General features: G+C 56.5%; 16 protein-coding genes. 7 read left to right on the top strand and 9 right to left on the bottom strand.

Annotated features, from left to right (window positions below; genetic code table 11):
• Positions 1-33: 33 nt before the first annotated feature.
• The 6 genes from narI to QQK16_RS18585 form a co-directional block, all read right to left on the bottom strand.
• A complete protein-coding gene (gene narI, locus QQK16_RS18610) occupies positions 34-717 on the bottom strand; it encodes a respiratory nitrate reductase subunit gamma (RefSeq protein WP_284197991.1) in 684 nt (227 codons plus the stop codon).
• Between the two features lie 19 nt (positions 718-736).
• Positions 737-1,381 carry a nitrate reductase molybdenum cofactor assembly chaperone gene (gene narJ, locus QQK16_RS18605; protein ID WP_284197990.1) on the bottom strand — a complete coding sequence of 215 codons (645 nt, stop codon included), beginning with the start codon at positions 1,379-1,381 and terminating at the stop codon, positions 737-739.
• A 73-nt stretch (positions 1,382-1,454) separates the two neighbouring features.
• Entirely contained in the window at positions 1,455-3,023 is a 1,569-nt protein-coding gene (gene narH, locus QQK16_RS18600; protein WP_284197989.1) for a nitrate reductase subunit beta, read from the bottom strand.
• The gene (locus QQK16_RS18595) at positions 3,020-6,757 is read right to left on the bottom strand and encodes a nitrate reductase subunit alpha (protein WP_284197988.1); all 3,738 of its coding nucleotides are present in this window, start codon (positions 6,755-6,757) and stop codon (positions 3,020-3,022) included. Before QQK16_RS18595 ends, narH begins: the two co-directional genes overlap by 4 nt.
• Positions 6,758-6,952: 195 nt before the next feature.
• Positions 6,953-8,338 (bottom strand): NarK family nitrate/nitrite MFS transporter, encoded by a 1,386-nt coding sequence (locus tag QQK16_RS18590; RefSeq protein WP_284197987.1) that lies wholly within the window; start codon positions 8,336-8,338, stop codon positions 6,953-6,955.
• 57 nt (positions 8,339-8,395) lie between these two features.
• Positions 8,396-9,670, bottom strand: a complete 1,275-nt coding sequence (locus QQK16_RS18585; protein ID WP_284197986.1) for an MFS transporter — start codon at positions 9,668-9,670, stop codon at positions 8,396-8,398.
• Positions 9,671-10,493: 823 nt separating this feature from the next.
• Between QQK16_RS18585 and QQK16_RS18580 the strand changes: the two genes are divergently transcribed.
• The 7 genes from QQK16_RS18580 to QQK16_RS18550 all read left to right on the top strand — a co-directional run bounded on the left by QQK16_RS18580 (position 10,494) and on the right by QQK16_RS18550 (position 14,846).
• Positions 10,494-10,955, top strand: a complete 462-nt coding sequence (locus QQK16_RS18580) for a hypothetical protein (protein ID WP_284197985.1) — start codon at positions 10,494-10,496, stop codon at positions 10,953-10,955.
• Positions 10,956-11,049: 94 nt separating this feature from the next.
• Positions 11,050-11,577: a hypothetical protein gene (locus tag QQK16_RS18575; RefSeq protein ID WP_284197984.1), complete on the top strand. Its 528-nt coding sequence runs from the start codon at positions 11,050-11,052 to the stop codon at positions 11,575-11,577.
• A gap of 294 nt (positions 11,578-11,871) precedes the next feature.
• Entirely contained in the window at positions 11,872-12,246 is a 375-nt protein-coding gene (locus QQK16_RS18570) for a hypothetical protein (RefSeq protein WP_284197983.1), read from the top strand.
• Positions 12,247-12,555: 309 nt separating this feature from the next.
• Entirely contained in the window at positions 12,556-12,918 is a 363-nt protein-coding gene (locus QQK16_RS18565) for a hypothetical protein (protein WP_284197982.1), read from the top strand.
• Between the two features lie 235 nt (positions 12,919-13,153).
• Positions 13,154-13,654 carry a hypothetical protein gene (locus tag QQK16_RS18560; protein ID WP_284197981.1) on the top strand — a complete coding sequence of 167 codons (501 nt, stop codon included), beginning with the start codon at positions 13,154-13,156 and terminating at the stop codon, positions 13,652-13,654.
• Positions 13,655-14,044: 390 nt separating this feature from the next.
• The gene (locus QQK16_RS18555) at positions 14,045-14,398 is read left to right on the top strand and encodes a hypothetical protein (protein ID WP_284197980.1); all 354 of its coding nucleotides are present in this window, start codon (positions 14,045-14,047) and stop codon (positions 14,396-14,398) included.
• A gap of 121 nt (positions 14,399-14,519) precedes the next feature.
• Positions 14,520-14,846, top strand: coding sequence for a hypothetical protein (locus QQK16_RS18550; protein WP_284197979.1), 327 nt, complete (start codon positions 14,520-14,522; stop codon positions 14,844-14,846).
• Positions 14,847-15,181: 335 nt separating this feature from the next.
• Here QQK16_RS18550 and QQK16_RS18545 read toward each other — a convergent pair whose 3' ends face one another.
• The 3 genes from QQK16_RS18545 to QQK16_RS18535 all read right to left on the bottom strand — a co-directional run bounded on the left by QQK16_RS18545 (position 15,182) and on the right by QQK16_RS18535 (position 18,665).
• Positions 15,182-15,385 (bottom strand): DUF3460 family protein, encoded by a 204-nt coding sequence (locus QQK16_RS18545; RefSeq protein WP_308447075.1) that lies wholly within the window; start codon positions 15,383-15,385, stop codon positions 15,182-15,184.
• A 150-nt stretch (positions 15,386-15,535) separates the two neighbouring features.
• On the bottom strand, positions 15,536-16,717 hold the full coding sequence (locus QQK16_RS18540) for an acetyl-CoA C-acetyltransferase (RefSeq protein ID WP_284197978.1): 1,182 nt from the start codon (positions 16,715-16,717) through the stop codon (positions 15,536-15,538).
• 187 nt (positions 16,718-16,904) lie between these two features.
• A complete protein-coding gene (locus tag QQK16_RS18535) occupies positions 16,905-18,665 on the bottom strand; it encodes a PHA/PHB synthase family protein (protein WP_284197977.1) in 1,761 nt (586 codons plus the stop codon).
• Positions 18,666-18,669 lie beyond the last annotated feature (4 nt).

Below are 18,669 nucleotides of genomic sequence, written 5' to 3'. Positions count from 1 at the left end.
CCAAGCGCAAGCTAAGAACCTGTTCTAAGGCGATCAGCGTGGGCGAACCAGCTGCCAAGCACGGCCCAGGTAGGTCACCGAGGCAAAGCCACTCCAGACATGCACCAGCCGGGTGAAGGGGAAGATGACAAACAAGGTCATGCCCATGAACAGATGCAGCTTGAACAAGAGATGGGCACCAACGATAAAGGCAGCGGCGTCTCCCTTGAAGGTCACAATGTGCTGCGCCCAGGTCATCAGCAAGACCATCTCATGTCCATCCATATGCTGGGCCGAGACGAAGATGGTGGACAAACCCAGCAGCAAGGTGACCAGTATCCAGAGCAGCAACACCTTGTCGCCAGGCTTGGTGACGGCACGGATGCGCGGATCGCTCAGGCGGCGATGCAACAGTATGAGCAGGCCCGACAGGCACAGGCCACCCATGACACCCCCGGCCGCCATGGCGAATGCCTGCTTGAAGCCATGCGTTACCCCCAGTGCGTCCCACACCGCTACCGGTGTCAGCAGGCCGACCAGATGGCCAAAGAACAGCCCAATGATGCCCAGGTGAAACAGGATATTGCCCAGTCGCAGATTGCCACGATGCAGCACTTGTGAGCTGTCGCTCTTCCAGGTGTATTGCTCTCGCTCGAAGCGGGCCAGGCTACCCAGGATAAAGATGGCGAAAGCAATGTAAGGGTAGATGCCGAATACGAATTGGTGCAGGTAGCTCATGATGGTGCTCCCGGTGGATTCAATGTGCGCTTGCCGCGCGCGGGTAGAACTGCACGGTGTGGGTGCCGCTCAACGTGGGCTTGAGTAGTGGCTCGACACCATCTACGCCCGGACCAAAGGTTTCCATGGCCTCGTCCATGTCCCGCACCGGCGGGTCGGTCTGCTCCAGCGGCACCACGGCCGTCAGGGTGCACAGCACCGCAAAGACAGCGGCATAGGGGCTTTCGTTGCGACCCAGGCGGCGGCCTATGGCGGCCAGCACATGTATCGCATCACCCAGCAGGGCTTCTGCCTGCGCTGGGCTCACCAGGCTCAGATACTCAAGAAACAGCGGCACATGGTCGGGCAGTTCAGCCGCATCGGGCTCAAAGCCGTGCTGCTGATACTCGTGCAGCAGATCGACCATGGCCTGACCACGATCGCGGCTTTCGCCATGCACATGCTCAAACAGGTGCAGTGAGTGAGCAGGGTTGCGGTCAAAGGTGGCGACATAGTTCTCCTGCAACGCGATCAGATCATGCTGCTTGAGGAAATCCGTCAGCTCGGCAAGTGCTTCCTGGGCATCGGGATACGCATCCAATGCGTCGTCGATTTCCATCAGGGCGTCGATAAGGTCCGGCTCAGGGTAAGTAAGCAGGGCGGAAAGAATGCGGTATAGGCTCATGGTGTACTCCTGAAACGCGGGGGATGGTGTCGCAGCACAACGTCCCGGAAGGCTGCGACGCCTCCCCTGTCGTTTACTCCTCCGTTGTCACAGGCTTCTTGCGCGACTTGGGCATCTCGACAAAGATCACGCTACCCTGCGGCTTCTTGCCAAACAGCGAGCCTTCCGAGGTACCACCAGAGCAGCCATTGCCGAAGGTAAAGCCACAGCTACCTTTGTCGTTGAAGCTATCCTCGACCATTTCCTTGTGGCTGGTCGGAATCACGAAGCGATCCTCGTAGTTGGCGATGGCCATGATCTGATACATATCCTCCACCGTGGCCGCATCCAGCCCCACTTGCTGCAACAGGCTGACCTCCTGCTTGCCATGCACCACCTCGCCACGCTTGTAGGCACGCATGGCGATCATGCGGTCAAGCGCCGTCACAATGGGTTTTTCCTTGCCCGCCGTCAGCAGATTAGCCAGGTAACGCACCGGTATGCGCAAGCTCTTCACGTCAGGAATGATGCTGTCGCCCAGGGTCTTGTGCGGCATCCGGCCGGCCTCTGCCGCGCTTTGTATGGGCGACAGTGGTGGGATGTACCAGACCATGGGCAGCGTGCGGTACTCGGGATGCAGGGGAAAGGCCACTTTCCATTCGCAGGCCATCTTGTAAACCGGCGATTTGCGGGCCGCTTCCAACCAGCTTTCCGGTATACCCTGCTTGCGGGCTTCGGCAATCACGGCGGGCGAGTGGGGATCCAGGAAGACCTTGAGCTGCTCCTCGTACAGATCCTGCTCATTGGGGGTGGAGGCAGCCTGTTCAATCAGATCGGCGTCGTACAGCAGCACACCCAGATAGCGGATGCGGCCTACGCAGGTTTCCGAGCAGACTGTGGGCTGGCCTGCCTCGATCCGGGGGAAGCAGAAGGTACACTTCTCTGCCTTGCCACTCTGCCAGTTGTAATAGATCTTCTTGTACGGACAGCCCGAGATGCACATGCGCCAGCCTCGGCACTTGTCCTGATCCACCAGCACGATGCCGTCATCCTCACGCTTGTAGATCGAGCCGGACGGACACGATGCCACACAGGTGGGATTCAGGCAGTGCTCGCACAAGCGCGGCAGGTACATCATGAAGGTGCTCTCGAAAGTCGAGTACATCTCCTTCTGCAGGCCTTCGAACAACTGGTCCCTGGAGCGCGAGCTGAATTCGCCGCCCAGGTCATCCTCCCAGTTCGGCCCCCACTGTATCTTGTCCATCTTCTTGCCGGTGATGACAGACACCGGCCTCGCGGTCGGAGGCGTCTGGCTCAGTGGGGCTTTTTGCAGGTGCTCGTAGTCATAGGTGAAGGGCTCATAGTAGTCATCTATCGCCGGCAGATTGGGGTTGGCAAACAGATTGGCCAAGATCTTGAGCTTGCCGCCCTGGCGAGGTTCCAGCTTGCCTGCGGTATTGCGCTTCCAGCCGCCATTCCATTTGGCCTGGTTTTCCCATTCCTTGGGATAGCCGATGCCAGGCTTGGTTTCCACATTGTTGAACCAGGCGTATTCCACCCCGTCGCGACTGGTCCAGACGTTCTTGCAGGTGACGGAGCAGGTATGGCACCCGATACATTTATCGAGATTCAACACCATGCCGACTTGGGCGCGGATTTTCATTTGGCGACTCCTTCTTCGTCCTCGACGCGCGGCCCTTCCAGCCACTCCACTTTCTTCATCTTGCGCAGCACGACAAACTCATCGCGATTGCTACCTACCGTGCCGTAGTAGTTGAAGCCATAAGCCTGCTGGGCATAGCCACCTATCATGTGGGTGGGCTTGAGCACCGTACGAGTAACTGAGTTATGGATACCACCACGCTTGCCGCTGGTTTCCGCGCCGGGCACGTTCACGATCTTTTCCTGAGCGTGGTACATCAGGCACATGCCCTGCGGTACGCGCTGGCTCACCACCACGCGGGCGGTCAGGGTGCCGTTGACGTTGAAGACTTCCACCCAGTCGTTGTCGACGATGCCAGCCTGCTTGGCTTCGGCCTCCGATATCCAGACGTGCGGGCCGCCACGGCTCAGCGTCAGCATGCGTAGATTGTCCGAATAGGTGCTGTGTATGCCCCACTTCTGGTGTGGCGTAATCCAGTTCAGCACCAGTTCGTGTTCACCATTCGAATGGCGTCCCAGCATGGGCTTGACGGTCTTGGTGTCGATGGCCGGCTTGTATACGCAGGAGCCCTCGCCGAAATCCAGCATCCAGCGGTGATCCTGATAGAACTGCTGCCGGCCCGTCAGCGTGCGCCAGGGAATCAGCTCATGCACATTGGTGTAGCCTGCGTTGTAGCTGACCTCTTCGCTCTCCAGCCCCGACCAGGTCGGCGCCGAGATGATCTTGCGCGGCTGCGCCTGCACATCACGGAACCGGATCTTGTCGTGTTCGCGACCGACTGCCAGGTGGGTATGGTCTCGACCAGTGATCTTGCTCAGAGCGTCCCAGGCCTTGACCGACACATGGCCATTGGTCTCAGGCGCAAAAGTCAGGATCATCTCGGCAGCATCGATCGCGCTATCCAGCCGTGGCCGCCCCTGGCTCACGCCCGGCTCGGTCACGGTCCTGGTCAGGCCGGCAATCTCATGCACTTCGTGCTTGGTATCCCAGTTGATGCCTTTGCCGCCATTGCCCAGCTTGTCGAGCAAGGGGCCGATGGAGGTGAACTTCTTGTAGATATCGGCGTAGTTGCGTTCCACCACGGTCATATTGGGCGCTGTCTTGCCCGGTATCAGGTCGCATTCACCATGCTTCCAGTCCTTGGGCTCCAGCGGCTGGCCCAGTTCGCCCGGGGTGTCATGCATCAGCGGCGTCAGTACGATGTCCTTGCGAGTGCCGAGATACGGCCCGCCGATGTCGCTGAACTTCTTTGCCAGCAGCTTGTAGATTTCCCAGTCCGTCTTGCTCTCCCATAGCGGCTGTACGGCCTCGCTGAGAGGGTGGATGAAGGGGTGCATGTCCGAGGTATTGAGGTCGTCCTTTTCATACCAGGTAGCGGTAGGCAGCACGATGTCGCCATACAGGCAGGTAGTACTCATGCGGAAGTCCAGCACGGTCAGCAGATCCAGCTTGCCCTCGGCAGCCTGCTCGTGGAACTTCACCTCGGATGGCCGGATGGCGTCGGCCTCGTCGGCGAACAGGGCGTTCTGGGTACCCAGCAGGTACTTGAGGAAATACTCATGCCCCTTGCCGCTGGAGCCAAGAATATTGGAGCGCCAGACAAACATATTGCGGGGGAAGTTGGCCGGATTGTCCGGGTCTTCACAACTCATGTGCAAACTGCCCGACTTGAGCTGTGCGGCGGCATAGGCCACCGGATCTTGGCCGGCTGCTTCGGCCGCAGCTACCACGTCCAGCGGATTGGTCTGCAGTTGCGGCGTCGACGGCAACCAGCCCATGCGCTCGGACTTGGCGTTCAGGTCTATCATGCTCATGCGGCCATACTTGGCACGGTCTGCCGTGGGGGCGAGTATCTCGTCCACGTGCAGCTTTTCGTGGCGCCACTGGCTGGTGTGGGCATAGAAGAAGCTGGTGCCATTCATCTGCCGCGGTGGGCGCTGCCAGTCGCTGGCGAAAGCCAGCGGGGCCCAGCCAAACTGGGGCCGCAGTTTTTCCTGGCCCACATAGTGGGCCCAGCCACCACCGCTCTGGCCCACGCAGCCACACATCATGAGCATATTGATGATGCCGCGATAGGTCATGTCCATGTGGTACCAGTGGTTCAGCGCTGCGCCGACGATGACCATGCTCTTGCCATGAGTGTCGTGGGCATTCTGGGCGAATTCGCGTGCAACCTGGATCACCAGTTCGCGCCGCACTGTGGTGTGTTTCTCTTGCCAGGCCGGGGTATAGGGCACGTCATCATCAAAACTGGCAGCGACATTGCCGCCACCCAGGCCACGGTCTACGCCGTAATTGGCCATTTGCAGGTCATACACAGTTGCCACAGACACGGTTGTGCCATCGGCCAGGGCGATACGCTTGATCGGTACGTTGCGCACCAGCAGCTCATCGTGCTCCCCGCCAAAATAGGGGAAGCCCACGCCTGCTACGTCATCGCGCTGATCAATCAGGCTGAGCAGCGGATCGACCTCGCGGCCGCTACCGCCATCCTTCTGTTCCAGATTCCAACGGCCCACCTTTTCGCCATCATTGACCTTGCCCTCGCCCCAGCGGAAACCGATGGTGCCGTTAGGCACCACGACATCGCCGCTACGGGCATCAATCTGCAGCGTTTTCCACTCCGGATTGTTTGCCTCGCCATGATTGCCCGCCAGGTGGGCTGCACGCAGGAAGTGATCGGGCACCAGGCAACCGTTGCGCTCCTTCAGCATCACCAGCATGGGCATGTCGGTGTACTGTTTGGCATAGCTGCTGAAGTAGTCTGACTTGCCTGTCAGGTGAAACTCTTTGAGGATCACATGCCCCATGGCCATGGCCAGGGCGGCATCGGTACCCTGCTTGGGCGCCAGCCAGATGTCGCCAAATTTCACCATCTCGCCAAAGTCGCTCGACACGGCCACGGTCTTGGTGCCCTTGTAGCGAACCTCGGTGTAGAAATGAGCGTCCGGGGTACGTGTCATGGGCACATTGGAGCCCCAAACCATCAGGTAGGTCGAGTTGTACCAGTCGGCCGACTCAGGCACATCGGTCTGCTCACCCCAGATCTGTGGGCTGGCCGGTGGCAAATCACAGTACCAGTCGTAGAAACTCAGGCAGGCGCCGCCAAGCAGGCTCAGGTAGCGGGCACCGGCAGCGTAGGACACCATGGACATGGCCGGAATCGGCGAGAAGCCCACGATGCGATCAGGCCCGTATTTCTTGATGGTCAGTGCATTGGCGGCCGCAATGATCTCGGTGGCCGTATCCCAGTCGGCACGCACAAAGCCCCCCTGCCCGCGCACACTCTTGTAGCGCTTGGCTTTCTCGGGGTTCTGGCTGATGGATTCCCAGGCAGCGATTGGATCCATGGTCTTGCGGGCTTCGCGCCACATCTCGATCAGGCGGCCACGTATCATCGGGTACTTCACCCGCTGCGCCGAATACACATACCAGCTGTATGAAGCACCGCGAGGGCAGCCACGGGGCTCATGGTTAGGTAGGTCTGGGCGGGTGCGCGGGTAGTCGGTCTGCTGGGTTTCCCAGGTGATCAGGCCATTCTTGACGTATACCTTCCAGCTGCAGGAGCCGGTGCAGTTCACACCGTGGGTGGAGCGCACGATCTTGTCGTGCTGCCAACGGCTACGGTAGCCGTCTTCCCATTTGCGATCCTCATCCACCACCGCGCCATGACCGTCCGAGAATGTGGACTTCACGCGCGACATGAATTTCAGTCGATCCAGAAAGTGACTCATTATTGCTCTCCATGACGGTCACCCTGAAGGTGGCCCGGGCTGCGATTGGGACAGTGCCACTGTAGTTTTTTGCGCCTGCGCTTCCCATTCACCGGAGGGAGGGGGTAAGGCAGCGCAGTGGGACTAGTCCGCATAGGCCATATGGACTAGTCCCACATGGCCACAAAAAAAAGCGCCCATAAGGGCGCTTGGGGATCAGCAAGGCATGGGTGCTTGCTTGCGTGCGTAATACCACCAGGTGATGGCCATGCAGCTCAGGTAGAAAGCGATAAAGCAGAACAGCGCGCCATCCACCCCGCCGGTCAGGTCTATCGACGTGCCGAAGCTCTTGGGAATGAAGAAGCCGCCATACGCCCCTATGGCGCCGGAAAAGCCCAGTACGGCAGCCGCCTCTTTGCTGGCATCCACTACCGCCTGTTTTTCGGCTTTCTCGCCACGCCCCCTGGCTTCGCGCTGACGCTCAGTCAGGAAGATCACTGGAATCATGCGGAAGGTAGAGCCGTTGCCTATGCCGGTAAGGGCAAACAACAGGATGAACATGGCCAGGAAGCCATAGAAGTCGCCCCCCTGCCCGCCTTGTGGCAGGTAATGCAGCACCCCGAAGACGGCCGCAATCATGCCGGCGAAGGTCCACAGTGTGACGCGCGCACCACCCAGCTTGTCAGACACCCAACCACCCAGGGGCCGCGCCAAGGCGCCCACCAGGGGGCCAAGAAAGGCATAGGCTGTGGGGTTGATGCCAGGAAACTGGGACTTGGTCAGCATGGCAAGGCCTGCAGAGAAGCCGATGAAGGAACCAAAGGTGCCCACATAGAGCCAGCACATCAGCCAGTTATGCTTGCGCTTGAAGATCACAGCCTGATCGGCAAACGACGCCTTGGCATCGGCAATGTCATTCATGCCAAACCAGGCGGCCAGGCTGGCAGCGATGATAAAAGGCACCCAGACAAAGCCGGCATTCTGCAACCAGATGCTTTTTTCCACGCCATCCTTCACATACTGCTGCGGCTCGCCACCCATCGCTCCCAGCAGGCCCATGGATATCACCACGGGCACCACAAACTGCACCAGCGAGACCCCAAGATTGCCTATCCCGGCATTCAAGCCGGTGGCCAGGCCTTTTTTAGCCTTGGGGAAAAAGAAACTGATGTTGGACATGCTGGAGCTGAAGTTGCCCCCGCCCAGGCCACACAGCAGCGCCAAGATGAGCAAGGTGGGGAAGCTGGTACTGGGGTCGCGTAACGCGAATCCCATGCCCAGTGCCGGTATCAGCAGGCTGGCAGTGGAGATGGCCGTCCATTTGCGCCCGCCAAAGATGGGCACCAGGAAGGAATAGAAAATCCGCAGGGTTGCTCCAGACAAGGCCGGCAGTGCCGTCAGCCAGAACATCTGGTTCTTGGATAGCTGAAAACCTGCCTTGTCGAGGTTGACCACCACCACACTCCAGAGCATCCAGACACTGAAGGCAAGCATCAGTGCCGGAATGGAGATCCATAAATTGCGATTGGCAATCCGCGCACCGGTTTGCTCCCAGAAGCTGGTATTTTCCGGTTCCCAGCGCTTTAGTACGTGACTGGACATGATAGATATCCTTGATGGAGGAAAAGAGTGAATCCGTAAGCGCTTGCTTTTGAACTGTTATGCCGCACGGGAAGCCAAGGCGCGCTGCCCCTCTGCGACACTCTCCGGGCGGAAACTGAAGTGCATCCAGACCAGGCTGACGCAGACCGTGCCATACAGCAGCATGAAGGCACTGGAGCGGATGCCGGTCAGATCCAGTAAGGCGCCGAACATGATGGGCAGGATGAATCCGCCCAAGCCGCCAGCGAGACCGACCACGCCAGAAACCGCACCAATATTGGTGGGGAATTCGTCTGATATGAACTTGAATACCGAAGCCTTGCCTATCGCCATGGCGATACCAACCACAAACAGCAGGACGGTGAACAGCGTCGCATTCAGGCCGATATGGAAGGTGCGAGGGCCTTCGACGGTAAGGATGGTGAATTGGGTTTGCGGATAGCTGAGCAGAAAGAAGGCAATCCAGCACACCCACATCACCCACCAGGTGGTCTTGTAGGCACCGTATTTGTCCGACACCCACCCACCAATCGCCCGCAGCACCCCACCAGGCAGAGAAAAACAGGCCGCCAGCAATGCAGCCAGCCTGAGATCAAAGCCGTATTCGCCGATGTAGTACTTGGTCATCCACAGTGCCAGGCCCACGTAGCCGCCGAAGACCACTGAGTAATACTGGCAATAGCGCCAGACGCGGGGGTCTCGCAGCATCTTCAACTGCTCGCCAAAACTGCCACTTTGCTTGACCAGATGAGCGGGATTGCTGGCCGAGAGAAACCAGAACAGCACGGCTGTCACCAGCATGGCAACAGCGTAAACCTTGGGCACGATCACCCACGCGCCACCCGCCGCGGCAATCAGCGCAGGCGCCACGAATTTGGTCAGGGCCGAGCCTGAGTTGCCCGCGCCGAACACGCCCATGGCAAAACCTTGGCGGCTCTTGGGAAACCAGCGCGCGACATAGGGCGTACCGACCGAGAACGAGCCGCCAGCCAGGCCCACAAACAGCGCCAGGACCAGGAACTGCCAATAGGCAGTTGCATAGCTCATCAGCCAGATGGGAATCACCGTGGACAGCATCAGGATGAACAGCACGATGCGTCCGCCGTAGCGATCAGTCCAAATGCCCAGCGGCACCCGCACCAATGATCCCGTCAGCACGGGCATCGCGGCCAACAGGCCAAACTGAGTTTCGGATAAATCCAGCTGCTTCTTGATGGGTATGCCGAGTACGGCAAACATCATCCAGACCGCAAAGCAGATGGTGAAAGCAAACGTACTGGATAGCAGTACCGAGGTAGCCTGACTGTTGCCGGCTGTAGTGTCCTTAGCCATGATGCTCTCTCACGATCGTCTATATCTCGTGAGAGCCAGCTTAGAGTGACTCGGTACTGTCCACCATTCGCCAATAGAACCAGATAGGACTGGGCAGACTGACTAGTTCGCCTGGGTGATATCTCGTAGCAACCCAAGCAAGTCACGCCCCTGTATCGTGCTCGCTAGCCCGCATCTTTCACCAGTAGTGCCCAAGTCCAAAGCTAACCTAAATTTTTCGCTGGCCTCGTGGTGTGCTGATGCCGCTTGCCGAGATTCGGGCAAATCCGTGACCGCAAGACGCAGCCCCCTACCCCAGCGCTGACAGCGTGCCTAGGGCGCACCCAGCGTGGGCTCAGGATTAGTTGAATCAGGCAGCGACGAGCAGTTTGGCAACGTTATGCTTCCCGACCCCGGAGACTTTATGGTTCCCGTCACACTAGTTGTGACGGGAACCATAAAGTTGCCGCTGCGGCAAGTATATGCTTCCATTTTGTTGTGTTTTCTTACAAACCTCGTAAGAACCGTCACTTCAGCCGCTCTTCCCGCCCGCCCCTCGTCTGCTTCAAAGCCAGGCCGTTCAACGGTTTCAGCGGTTTACCCCCTAAGCCTCACTCTTCCACACGTATGCCATTGGACTGGCAGCTTTATGCTTCGTTTTTCGCAAAACGGCAGCTTTATGCTTCCCGCTTCTCACGTGTGGAACCATAAAGTTGCCGCTTTTCGTGCAGCATGGAACCATATGGGAAGCATAAAGTTGCCGCCGGTGCTCGGCCCCAAATTGGCGCGCAACATCGTACTGCCAGCCCCTTGTCTGAACACCGCGTTCGATTGACTAGGACAAATGTCCGCGATGAACCTTATCCTTGAACGAACCGAGCAGGTTCCCTACTTCACCGACATACGCTTGATGCTGGATGCACTTGGTGTCTGTGCTGCTGACTATGACTGGTACATCAGCGACATAGAGACCAACTACTACGGCACTGACTTTCATTCGGAAGACCAATGGATATGCGGCCAGCAGCTTTCGGACTTCCTTCAGAACAATGATGTGCAATTCATCTGGGCCGTGTTCAGCGCAGTTCCGACCGGACACCGCTCGGCAGTCGAGGAAGTACCATACGTTGAAGGCAACCCGAACTATTGGAAAGGAACCGAGCCAATGCCGCAGCTTGCTGGTGCACTGTTCGAAATTGCCTGCTGGGATAGCAGTGCGACGATTTTCATCGGACTTCCTGCGGAGATGGAAGCCTCATTAATTCGTGCCTACCCAGAGACGCGCCCATTGATTGGCGCTCGATAAAGCGTATCGCGCAACCTGGTAATGCTAATGCAGCATTGGCGTCAGAACTGTTAGCGCCCATCCCCCAACCCAAACACGCCATAGCGTTACAAAAATGCTAAACCTCGAAGACCCAACGTGGTCAACGCTTGACCATGCATATGGTTCCGCAACAGATATTCCGCCGATGCTGGCGCAACTATCCGAAAACGGCCTGCCGTCCCACAACCAAGCCATTTGGTTTGACATTTGGAGCGCGCTTGCACACCAAGGCGACGTGTATTCTGCGTCGTTTGCAGCAGTACCCCATATTGTCGAAGCGCTTGCGCTGGCGCCAGAAAAGGCCGGCAGCGACTATTTCCAGTTCCCTGCGTGGGTGGAGATTTGTCGTCGCAAGCAAGGCGCTGTGGTGCCACCAAACTTGGAAGCGGCCTACCGTGCCGCGCTAGCGCGAATGCCATCGCTTGTCGCCCTTGGTGCAACTGCCGACTGGGACGAAGGCATGGTTCGTTGCGCACTTGCCGCAATTGCGGCGGCCAAGGGCCAACATCAGATCGCCGAAGCCGTGCTGGAACTATCGCCAGGCATTGCGGGTGTGTTCCTGGAGCGCCTAGACGAGGGAGATTTTGAGGCCGAGCAGTAGCACACTAAGCCAAGAGCAAAAATGGAGTCAGGTCTTGTATTTTGCATATTCCAAACAGTCTTGGAATGCAAAATACAAGACCCTATGCATTCAGTTGGATTGATTTTAGCGGTTGCTACCGTGGATGAACAACTTGGGCTCGTCCATGACTACGGTGCAATCCAGTGGCTATCGTCGTGGATAGCGGCAATCGCGCGAACAATCTAACCGAACAGTATTGAGACCTGACCCTATGCTTTCTCATAGTGTTCATGTTAATCCAGATATGTCTGATCAGCTTTAAGGAGCATCCACATGTCGAAAGTGACTCTGTTTATTCGTGACTTTGGCCCCAAGAAGATTGAAGCAATTGGGGCTATTCGAGAAAAACTAGGTATTGGATTGTCACTAATAAACCAATCTTTTGCTAATGGCACCCCATTGCTGGAACGGGCAATATTTGATCGGAACAATCCAGATTTTCCGAATCAACTCTTGGACTTAATTAGGCGGCTTGATGCTCTTCAAGTTGGGTATGTAGCATTTGAGATTCTTGACAACCAAACTTTCTCGTTGCCTGGGAAGTACTATGAAATCACTTTCGACAGATTGACACAAATGATTGAAGCCCGCGAGAAATCTGTAGAACAGCAGCGTAACATTGGTGAACTTCAAGACGGTATGCCATAGCCATAATAGCCACCACTGCCCCGTTCGGCGTTCACAACAGCCCCTTTAACTTGCAATGAAACATCACGCAAACCACAAACCGACGTCCACCCGGATTTGAGTAGCACCACAATTTGGAGTCAAACTCCATCAAAGGAGATTAGTCAGTCAGTACCGGTAAGCAAACATAGGGGTCTTGTATTTTGCACTTTCAAAAAAGCCTTGGAATACAAATAACAAGACCCTGTGAGTTATGACTTAAACGATTGTAAATACACTCGATGATCTACTGGATTATTGAGGGTTGATTTGCAGCGCGAGGAAATCTCAATGCGACAAGACATCATGATCATATTGGATATGTCGATATCTGCCGCAGAAATTGCTGATCTCCTCAAGGATTTCGGCTACTGGACTCTACCAAGTGACACTTGCATAAAAGTCTGGGAATCTGAAAACAGTGGAAGTGACGAGGTAGAAGTTGAATGTGCCTCGACCGATTTTTACAGGTATGATGAATCGGAGCTTAGCGCCATAAGAGCGATCATCGATAAGCCGCAGTTGGTTTATGTGAGTTTTAGGAACAAGCCGCTAGCTGAGAGAATAGTTAATTTGCTAGAAAAGAAATATGTTTCCATCATTGACAACGACCACGGCTCATTGACCTTCAGGGGTGTGCAACTGATTCGATAAATACATAAACCATAGTACCAGTTCTCGCACAAGCTACAAACTATAGGACCAGGTCTTGTATTTTGCATTCCAAGGCTGTTTGGAGGATGCAAAATACAAGACCTGACTCCATGGTTCCTGCTGAGTTCGCGGGGACGTCGATGCAAGAGCAGGGATTGCCGGTGCGACCAAAGGATTGCGGCATTTATGACCTCTGGACACGCTGGCTGAACACGTAATTGATGGAGTAAGGAAAATGCGCTTCGGCCCAAATACGACTTTGGTTGAGGAAGTTATCGAATACGCCCGATCTGGGGAATTTTTCACCGTGTCATATCAAGGAGGCATCACCGGATCGATAATCGAAGTGGATTTTGTGCATGCTCAAGAGTTAGCATGGACTCAAGAATCTATCGATGGTTTTACAAACTGGATGTATTTGCAAGACAAGTTTGCTGGTGAACTTCTTCGCCTTGAGTATACCCTCAAGGACTTCAGAGAGGCATCCAAAGAACTAAGCAAATTAGTCGATGAATTGGGAGCTATTGCAAAGGCTAGGTTTTCGCGTAGCCCCTTTGATGATATTGGTGATCAAATTGCGACCGATTTGTACTACTGCGCTTATAAGCGTGCAGTGATTGGAAGCGCCCCCCATTTCTTTGAAAAGTTGTTTGACTGCTATCGGATGGGGGGGTGGCCATGTGGCTGGAAAGGGACACATCCTGCTGGCTCAGTTGTAGTATTTTCTGCAAATTAAGGGAAACCACCCAACCAATTACGGGCGCACAGAACCAAGACAAACTATGAAAAACTATAGGGTCAGGTCTTGAATTTTGCATTCCAAGGCTGTTTGGAGGATACAAAATGCAAGACCCTGCGATGCGTTGGGTGCATATCGCGTATACAATGCACCCGAACGAAAAACTGCACGCTATGCCTCTCAAGAAATCGGTTCCTTTGCAGGTGGGGTAGCCGGAGGAACGCTTGAAACGATGGCTGTTAGCACTATCGCCGTTGGTTTAATCACCGGCGTGCCGGTAATCTTAGCTGGGGGAATACTGGCAGGTGTCGGTAGTAGTATATTTGCCTCAAGTTATGGCTGAGAGGTTGGAGACTACTACTACGATCTCTTTACGGGTAAATAAAAATGAAGCCAACTTTGAAGTACTTAAATACGCCAGCGATGGTTCGCTCTCGGCACGAGATGGCAAGCGATGCTCTCCGAGTGGTCGTGGAGAATATCAATGACAAAAGTGAGATATACCTCTCAGAAGATGGTGGCGAAACTTATCGCCAAATCGGCTGGAAGCAGAGTAAATTTGGCGCAATTGTAACTTGGCTACGATATAGAGATTGGCCACCGCACGGCGTAATATCCATTGAAGAAGTCGAGCCAAATTTGGTTGTTATCTACACTGACTACAGTAGGGGATTTTGTGAGACTGATTATCTCACCGCCATTTACTCCTATGATAAAAGAATATGGAAATTGAAATGGTAAATAAGTTGGAGGCCTATTTTGGCGTTCACAAGAGCCCACACCACCAACTGCCCCTCATGGTGTAAAGCGCTAACGGTTAGCCTCTGGTAACATATTCACCACAATAGAACCGGCGAAGTTTATGGAAACCCAAGAGGCATATGCGTTAGTAACAAGAGAGTTTGAATGTTATTATCAGGCAGATGAGCTGACTTGGAATAATTTCGCACTTTCTGAATTAGCCAAATACTCTGCAGAGAGGTTATTCTTCTACTCAGAAGGGAAAGATGTTCATGTGCTTATTTCTGTATTGCAGCAGGCCAAGTCAGAGAGGGATGGTAGCTTTGTAAAGTTTGTAGAACGGGAAACAAATGTGGATTGGGGTGACGCTGAGCACTGGGAACTATTTAAGAATCAAAAGGATATGATTTCGAGATCCTTGCAGAATATGAGCAATATGGTCGCATGACAATACTTTTCCAAACAGAGTTGACAATACTGCATTACGTGTGTGTCGGACGACAGAAGCGCCGCACCCCATTCCGTTTAGCGCCAGTGACGTGCGACCACTACTGGCAATGATAAAGGCTGAGGTGACATTCACCTCAAAATCGAAGGCCAGCTTGTCAAATTCGGCATCATTGAACATACGGCGGAAGGCCCGCAGTTCGTGCTGGGCAAGACCACTACGCTGACAAGTGAGAAGTAACCATACATAAGTTCATCCATCCCCGCAAAGCACAGCAGCGATACAAATGAAAACGCCGGCACAAGGCCGGCGCTTCTTACACCTGCGGTACCAACTCAGTCCGGCTGATACACATAAGCCTTCTGGTTCACCCGGCCGGCCTCGGCCTCTGCCTGGAAACCGCGATCTACCTGCTTGTCCCACAGCAGTGCGCGGCCTTCCACCTGGCCCTTGGCCACTTCCGGGTTCTTGTCGAGGAACTCACGCAGGAACTGGGTGGTTTCGGATACGTATGTGGTGTCTTTGAACAGCAATGCCATGATGGGTTACCTCTAGCCTAAATCCAGACAGTCATTATACCGCCAGATACCCTAAGCGCATGCAGGGACTTGGGCCCGCTGCAGGCATGGCCGAAAAAACAAACCCCTGCGCTGAGGCAGGGGTTTGTTGTCGCTGCGCGGTGTGTTGGATCAGATGCGTTCCACACACAAGGCCACGCCCATGCCGCCGCCTATGCAGAGGGTAGCCAGGCCCCGCTTGGCATCGCGCCGCGCCAGTTCGTGCAGCAGGGTGACCAGCACGCGGGCTCCTGATGCGCCGATGGGGTGGCCCAGCGCTATCGCGCCGCCGTTCACGTTGACCTTGTTCCAGTCCCACTTCAGCTCGCGGGCAACCCCCAGAGCCTGGGCGGCGAAGGCTTCATTGGCTTCGATCAGGTCGACTTGGTCCAGCGTCCAGCCGGCGCGGGCTAGCGCACGCTGTGTGGCGGGCACCGGGCCCATGCCCATGATGCTGGGCTCGACACCTGCCGAGGCATAGCCGGCCACACGCGCCAATGGCTTGAGGCCCAGCTCGGCAGCCTTCGCTGCACTCATCAGCATCAGGGCTGCGGCGCCGTCATTGATGCCCGAGGCATTGCCGGCTGTGACACTGCCCTCCTTGTTGAAGGCAGGGCGCAGCTTGGCCAGAGCATCCATGGTGGTGCCCAGCTTGATGTATTCATCGCTGGCAAACGCAACCGGATCACCCTTGCGTTGCGGCACCAGCACGGGAGTGATTTCGTCGGCAAAGCGGCCTGCCTTCTGGGCGGCCTCGGCCTTGTTCTGCGAGGCCAGCGCCAGCTCGTCCTGCTCCTGGCGGCTGATGTTGTACTTGGTGGCGATGTTCTCGGCGGTGATGCCCATGGGGTACTGGTTGTACACATCTGTCAGGCCATCGTACATCATGCTGTCCACCAGGGTGGCGCTACCCATGCGTATGCCATCGCGCGAGTTGGGCAGCAGGTGCGGCGCCAGCGACATGTTCTCCTGGCCACCGGCGATGACGATATCGTTATCGCCCGACAGGATGGATTGCACCGCCAGATGGGTGGCCTTGAGGCCGGAGCCGCACACCTGGTTGATGGTCAGTGCTGGCACATGCACCGGAATACCTGCCTTGATCAGGGCTTGGCGGGCCGGATTCTGGCCCAGGCCTGCGGTAAGCACATTGCCCAGTATCACTTCGCTGATCTGCTCGGGGGCCACGCCGGTCTTCTCCAGCAGTGCCTTGATGACGGTAGCACCCAGATCGGGGGCAGACACCTTGGCCAGGCTGCCGCCGAATGAGGCTATGGCAGTACGCTGTGCGGCAACGATTACGACTTCAGTCATGATTTGCTCCTACTTGGGTGGGGAGGCCGCCCGCAGCATCAAGCTGGCGCGGCGTCTGCATTACGCCCCATATTGATGGGGCTGGATTCCAGTTGTGCTACTACTCAGTGCCCGCCGTGGCGGGAATTGTTCAAGCCCGCAGCCGGCTGGCAGACGGAAGGCCGGCATCGGCCGGCCCGGCCTGCAATCAGGCACCGACCTTGGCTTTGACATAAGCACCCGGTGCCGGCTCGATGGCCTTGTAGCGGGTATTGCCCGGCTTCTTGGGCGCAGCTACCTGCTTGCCTGATTGCGGCGCGAGCCAGTTATCCCAATCCTGCCACCAGCTACCTGGGCGGCTCTCGGCACCGGCCAGCCAACTTTCGGCGTCGGCTGGATGGTCGTCGTTTACCCAGTAATTACGCTTGTTGGGGCCGACCGGGTTGATCGAGCCGGCAATATGGCCCGATGCGCCCAATACATAGCGCACCTTGTCGCTGCCCAGCAGCTGGGTGCCCCGGTAAGCCGATTGCCACGGCACGATATGGTCTTCGCGGGCGGCAAAGATATAGATGGGCCAGTCGTATTTGGCTACATCCACCGGCACACCGCAGACCGACATGGCACCAGGCTTGGCCAGGTTGTTCTCCAAGTACATATTACGCAGGAAGAACGTGTGCATGGGCAGGGGCAGGTTGGCCGAATCATTGTTCCAGTACAGCAGATCGAACGGGGGAGGTGTCTTGCCCTTGAGGTAGTTGTTGACCACGTAGTTCCAGATCAGATCGTTGGCGCGCAGCATGGAGAAGGCCCGGGCTAGCTCCTTGCCGCTGATCACCCCGCCCTCGGCCAGCTTGGCCTCGCGGCTCTTCACCAGCTCTTCATCAACAAACTGCTTGATATCGCCCGGCTCGGTATGGTCGATCAGCGAGGTCATGAAGGTCACGCTCTCGAACCAATCCAGCTCGCGGGCTTTCATCACCGCCAGGGTGGTCGCCAGGATCACGCCGCCTATACAGAAACCCAGCACATTGATCTTGTCCTGCTTGCTGATCTCGCGCACTACCTCGGCAGCCTTGATCACGCCGCTCTCGACATAGTCGTCCCAGGTCAGCTTGCCCAGCTCGGGGGTGATGCTGCGCCAGGACACCATGAATACCGTGTAGCCCTGTGCCACGAAATGGCGAACCATGGAGTTTTCGGGCTGCAGATCCATCAGGTAGTACTTGTTCACCGCTGGCGGCACAAACAGCACGGGCCGCTCGTATACCTGGGCGGTCGTCGGTGTGTATTGGATCAGCTGGAACAAGGGGCTCTCAAACACCACCGTACCGGGTGTGACCGCCAGGTTCTCGCCCACGGCAAACTGCGATTCGTCGGTCATCGAGATATGGCCCTTGGCCATGTCTTCAGACAACTTGCGCAGCCCTTCGGCCAGGCTCTCACCCTTGGTATCCAGCGCCAGCTTGATGACTTCGGGGTTGGTCAGGGCGAAGTTGGAGGGCGACATGGCGTCGATGAACTGCTGGGTATAGAAGCCCACTTTGACGCGGGTGGGGTCATCCATCGGCACACCATCGACCAGCTCGTTCAGCCACTTGGCGCTGAGCAGGTATTGCTGCTTGATGTAATCGTAAAACGGGTATTGGGCCCATTCGGGGGCAGCGAAGCGGCGATCGCCCTTGCTGGCTGGCGGGTTAGGTTGTTTCTCGCGGGTACCCAGCAGACCCATCCAGAGGTCCATCTGCTGCTGGTAGTAGCTGCTCTGCAGACCCACCAACTGCTGGGTGTTACCCATCAGGCCCTGCATGAACTGCTCAAACGCCTTGGGCTGGCTATCGCCAGCAGGGCGCATGCCGCCCACAAAGTTTTCCAGCAACTTGCGGTTGGCTTCGGTCAACGATTGCAGAAAGGCCTGATAAGGCTGGGATTCGCTGCCTGCTTGGGGTTCGGTACTGGACTGGCTCAAGCGC

Source organism: Chitinimonas prasina (assembly GCF_030160395.1).
Classification (GTDB): Bacteria; Pseudomonadota; Gammaproteobacteria; order Burkholderiales; family Chitinimonadaceae; genus Chitinimonas; species Chitinimonas prasina.
Note: the sequence above shows the minus strand (reverse complement) of the source record. Positions and strands in the feature narration are given on the sequence as shown.

Coding starts and splice junctions, on each gene's coding strand:
- QQK16_RS18550 (WP_284197979.1), top strand. CDS start 14,520: ATGGAAACCCAAGAGGCATATGCGTTAGTAACAAGAGAGTTTGAATGT.
- QQK16_RS18560 (WP_284197981.1), top strand. CDS start 13,154: ATGCGCTTCGGCCCAAATACGACTTTGGTTGAGGAAGTTATCGAATAC.
- QQK16_RS18575 (WP_284197984.1), top strand. CDS start 11,050: ATGCTAAACCTCGAAGACCCAACGTGGTCAACGCTTGACCATGCATAT.
- QQK16_RS18555 (WP_284197980.1), top strand. CDS start 14,045: ATGAAGCCAACTTTGAAGTACTTAAATACGCCAGCGATGGTTCGCTCT.
- narH (WP_284197989.1), bottom strand. CDS start 3,023: ATGAAAATCCGCGCCCAAGTCGGCATGGTGTTGAATCTCGATAAATGT.
- QQK16_RS18540 (WP_284197978.1), bottom strand. CDS start 16,717: ATGACTGAAGTCGTAATCGTTGCCGCACAGCGTACTGCCATAGCCTCA.
- narI (WP_284197991.1), bottom strand. CDS start 717: ATGAGCTACCTGCACCAATTCGTATTCGGCATCTACCCTTACATTGCT.
- QQK16_RS18595 (WP_284197988.1), bottom strand. CDS start 6,757: ATGAGTCACTTTCTGGATCGACTGAAATTCATGTCGCGCGTGAAGTCC.
- QQK16_RS18590 (WP_284197987.1), bottom strand. CDS start 8,338: ATGTCCAGTCACGTACTAAAGCGCTGGGAACCGGAAAATACCAGCTTC.
- narJ (WP_284197990.1), bottom strand. CDS start 1,381: ATGAGCCTATACCGCATTCTTTCCGCCCTGCTTACTTACCCTGAGCCG.
- QQK16_RS18545 (WP_308447075.1), bottom strand. CDS start 15,385: ATGGCATTGCTGTTCAAAGACACCACATACGTATCCGAAACCACCCAG.
- QQK16_RS18565 (WP_284197982.1), top strand. CDS start 12,556: ATGCGACAAGACATCATGATCATATTGGATATGTCGATATCTGCCGCA.
- QQK16_RS18570 (WP_284197983.1), top strand. CDS start 11,872: ATGTCGAAAGTGACTCTGTTTATTCGTGACTTTGGCCCCAAGAAGATT.
- QQK16_RS18585 (WP_284197986.1), bottom strand. CDS start 9,670: ATGGCTAAGGACACTACAGCCGGCAACAGTCAGGCTACCTCGGTACTG.
- QQK16_RS18580 (WP_284197985.1), top strand. CDS start 10,494: ATGTCCGCGATGAACCTTATCCTTGAACGAACCGAGCAGGTTCCCTAC.